Source organism: Sodalis-like endosymbiont of Proechinophthirus fluctus (genome assembly GCF_001602625.1).
Classification (GTDB): Bacteria; Pseudomonadota; Gammaproteobacteria; order Enterobacterales; family Enterobacteriaceae.
The window spans coordinates 233-4,059 of record NZ_LECR01000028.1; the positions used below are offsets into that span (position 1 = coordinate 233).

The window sequence follows — 3,827 nt, forward strand, 5'->3', positions numbered from 1 at the left end:
GCTGTAAATCTTTACGCTCAACGATAGCATTGGTGCAATGGATTGTGCCGAGCATCGCCCGGCGTATATCGCCGGGGTCCACTTTGACCAAAGCCAGCAAGACCGCCAACGCCTGACCAATTCCCTGCATAACGTCAACGCTGGTGGGCTGGGCTGTTTAGTTTGGACGATAATCCTATGCCGTGCATCCAGCAGTACCGCATCCGTATGGGTGCTGCCGACATCGATCCCCAAAGATATACTCATGCACTTTCCTCCTTGCACCGAGCCGCCAGCGTCTCTCCACCGGAGTATAGTCATTTCTATAGTTAAAATAGCGCGGTCCGCATACCTCGATTCCCCGCGACGTCGGCTATTTTTATGGGCGGGAACACCTATCGCCACCACGCGCATCCCGTAACAAAGCCTTTCGCCTAGAATCGGCAGCCCCGTTTCCTCATCGAGTAGAATAATCAGATCCGGCGTCATACACAGCGGCTGCTCGTCTCGCCGTGCCAGCAAATATTCATTCTGAAAGAGCACGTCAAAGTGGGCGCCGCTATCGTTGTCCACGCTGACAAAACAGGCGGTGCCATGATTGAAACTGCCTTCGCTACACTGGGTTACCCGATTCGCTTTACCACGAAACAGCACGACACCATGCAGCAGCGTCGTTGGAGTATCGATAACAAGAAACGCGCCTGATCGACCGTAACCGGATAACAGGCGAAGGTCGAGGCGCCGCCCATTTTTACCGCGATCGCGCGGGCTAATTATTCCGCCTTCATACTGTCTTCAGCCTCTGCTAGAACAGTGTTAGTATGATCATCCACGACGGCAAACGGCGACGCATTGAGGCCGTCTAGATAGACGGTCGTCATTTGAAAATCGGGAAAATCCCAGCCCATAGCGTCGACGTCCATCATAATGGGTAGCCCAAGAGTACAGGACGAGGGCCAGTAGCAACAGTGAATTGATGCCGCTGGTTTCTATCGGGTAGATAGTGGATAAAAAACGTCTCATATACTGAGAAATAATCCGGCAGGCCGTCAGGGATGATTCCTGACTATTTGGCAACTTCTCCATCGTCACGGCCGGCGAACCTATCATGCCCTTTGCCAGCAGCAATTCTTCTCTTCCGGCTGAAGCTCATCTAACGTTAATAATCGAATAGGCTCGTACTCAGCAATTTCCCTCTGTGCTGTGATTTTACCGATATAGGGGTCCGCCTCCGCGGCCGCTGGCAAGGATAGCAGCACCGTAGCTGATGTAATCAATCGCTTCATGATCCAGCCATTTTATCTCACCATCTCCCTTAGATCTACACAGGCACTGATACCTTATTCCTCTTAAGAATGACATAAATATTATACACATTATAATTATAACATTTTATAATATATTCAAGGATAGAGAAATTAAATCATAAATTCATTTGACCTCATAGAATTTTTCTAATCAATCCATATTTAAAATTTAATATCAATTAATAAAATTAATTTTTTTATTATCATAAAATAGACTTTAAACAGTACCCTGTAGATTATTCTTCTGGCACAATTCCTTCGAAATATTTAATTAGCCTTTCATCAACCGATAAGCTAATGTCTTATCTTTTTAACGAACATATGGCCAGGTAACCAAATACTTATACACCTGACTGAGTTATCCCAATCCCCGTCATTTCTTAGCGTAGGATTAACCGCTTTCTTACTATTTCCCACCGCATCGTTAATTACCTATGACCCTCTCCCTATTTAGGGATATACTCATTTATGAAATCCACATCAATCAGCTTGCTGACTTATTTCACTGGCCGGTATCTATTACCTATTTTATGTCTATCTCCTTGCCTCATTAACGCTCTATATCCCGTTATATAATCGCTATTTTTTCTGAGAAGAAAATTTATCCATCTTGCCCTCGACGAGCCATCGGCATACCTATCAATAAGCACATAAATAAACGCAACAATAGCGGCCCAAAGATAGAAAAATGAATAAATTAATTATCACCTTATTAATAATATTGTCCTAATTAATATTACACAATGATAGATTATCTATATCTCCGAAGTTGTTAATCATAAATTAATAGGAAACCAGGCTGGATAAAAAATAACATTTGCGGTAAAAAATAAGACTGCTATGCGGTATTTTTCAAAAGGACTTTATATGAACAGCGATTGCCTATCTCGCGATACTCAGGATCGAATCATAACACCGCAGCTGCTAATGCTATGGGAATCGTCCCGTGAACCTTGGAGCGTCAAAGACCTTGAATCACGCTATCTTTATTCCAACCCTGCTTATTACTATAAGCTGAATATTAATCCAGCACTTTTCACAATCCCCGGTTGTTTCGATCATGATTTACCGTCACCGGTGGCGGATTTTGCATCGCACTTCTAACTCCACAACCGTTGTACTATTATCAAACAGCAGGATCGCCTCTGCTCCAGAGAAATCCACTGTTACGGCCGAGAAAAGCTTATTCAGCCTTATTTTTTCGATAAATATCCGCTCTACCATCAGGATCACCCGTGAGTGTATTAGCTCAATTTTCCACGCGCGTAAAGTCGAGGACGTCTCGCTGCAAAAGCAGTTATGCGGCAAAAGCCCCGGTTATTTCCTGTTTTATCCACCGGAAACGATCTTTACCGAGGGCAAGCTAGACGTGATCTTTTTTGTCCTGCAAAACATGAGCAGCAAAGTCATTGGCCGTCATCTTGGTCTTTCACACTGTACGGTGGAGAACAAGCTGTAGGGTATCTATCAGAAAGCAGGAGTACACTGTTTGCGTCAAGTTCAGCGAATACAGTTGTCACAACGGTTTTGACCGTTATGTGCCGCAAAAATTCTTAAAACCCTTGAGTCAATTATTAGTACTGGACGCAGGATAACGCTTTAATCAACACATCGGCACCCGCGCCTGGACGGTGGGCATGTTCGCTTAAATAGCGGCGCCACTGCTGGGCACCTCGCATCCCTTGAAACAGTCCGAGCATATGGCGGGTAATGTCGCTAAGGACCGTTCCGCAAAACAGCTCCCGCTCTATATAAGGTAACATCGCGTCAATCACCGCTGCCTGATTCGGCAAAGGATCCGCGTCGCCAAACAGCTCACTGTCAACCCGCGCTAGGATGCCCGGGTTCTGGTAGGCTTCGCGGCCCATCATAACCCCATCAAGCCACTGCAGATGTTCCCGAGCATCATGCAGAGTGGTGATGCCGCCGTTTATCATGATTCGAAGCGATGGGAAATCCCGCTTTAGATGATATACCCGACCGTAATCCAGCGGTGGAATTTCGCGGTTTTCTTTAGGACTCAAGCCGCTAAGCCAGGCCTTGCGGGCATGAATGATGAATGTCTGACAGCCGCCACAAGCGGCGACAGTATTGATGAACTCACAAAGGAACGCATAGCTGTCCTGATCGTCAATACCGATGCGGGTTTTTACCGTTATCGGCAATGATACCACCTCGCGCATAGCGGCGATACACGCTACTACCCTGTCTTTCTCGGCCATCAAACAGGCTCCGAAATGGCCATTCTGCACGCGATCAGAAGGGCAACCCACATTGAGATTGACTTCATCATAGCCTCGCTCCTGTGCTATTTTCGCGCAGCGCGCTAGCGCACCCGGTTCACTTCCGCCCAGTTGCAGCGCAAGAGGATGTTCCGCGTCATTATAGGCCAGATAATCGCCTTTACCGTGTAACAGAGCTCCGGTGGTCACCATTTCGGTGTACAGCAGCGCACGGCGGCTCAACTGGCGCAGAAAAAAACGGCAATGACGATCTGTCCAATCCAGCATAGGCGCAACGCTGAACCGGCCTGGCGCAAGC

Annotated in this window: 4 protein-coding genes and 2 pseudogenes; 1 reads left to right on the plus strand and 5 read right to left on the minus strand. The window is 46.9% G+C overall.

Annotation, left to right across the window (positions count from 1 at the left end; all coding sequences use genetic code 11):
• The 4 genes and pseudogenes from BG74_RS16355 to BG74_RS16370 all read right to left on the minus strand — a co-directional run.
• Positions 1 to 130: hydantoinase/oxoprolinase N-terminal domain-containing protein (locus tag BG74_RS16355; protein WP_244267229.1), on the minus strand; the 130-nt coding region annotated here is incomplete at its 3' end.
• A gap of 278 nt (positions 131 to 408) precedes the next feature.
• Positions 409 to 633: pseudogene (locus BG74_RS16360) on the minus strand (S-methyl thiohydantoin desulfurase domain-containing protein); the annotation flags it as partial.
• Between the two features lie 119 nt (positions 634 to 752).
• Positions 753 to 905, minus strand: coding sequence for an S-methyl thiohydantoin desulfurase domain-containing protein (locus BG74_RS16365; protein ID WP_244267226.1), 153 nt, complete (start codon positions 903 to 905; stop codon positions 753 to 755).
• 88 nt (positions 906 to 993) lie between these two features.
• A pseudogene (locus tag BG74_RS16370) lies at positions 994 to 1,089 on the minus strand (hypothetical protein); the annotation flags it as partial.
• 1,284 nt (positions 1,090 to 2,373) lie between these two features.
• On the opposite strand from BG74_RS16370, the gene BG74_RS16375 reads away from it, so the two are divergent.
• Positions 2,374 to 2,745: a helix-turn-helix transcriptional regulator gene (locus BG74_RS16375; RefSeq protein WP_244267227.1), complete on the plus strand. Its 372-nt coding sequence runs from the start codon at positions 2,374 to 2,376 to the stop codon at positions 2,743 to 2,745.
• A gap of 115 nt (positions 2,746 to 2,860) precedes the next feature.
• On the opposite strand, the gene dusA is transcribed toward BG74_RS16375, so the two are convergent.
• Positions 2,861 to 3,827, minus strand: a 967-nt coding sequence (gene dusA, locus BG74_RS03390; RefSeq protein WP_073961054.1) for a tRNA dihydrouridine(20/20a) synthase DusA, incomplete at its 5' end; no start/stop codon positions are given.

Bases quoted from the DNA above. Each gene is read 5' to 3' on its own strand.
- BG74_RS16365 (WP_244267226.1), bottom strand. From the start codon at position 905: ATGATGGACGTCGACGCTATGGGCTGGGATTTTCCCGATTTTCAAATG.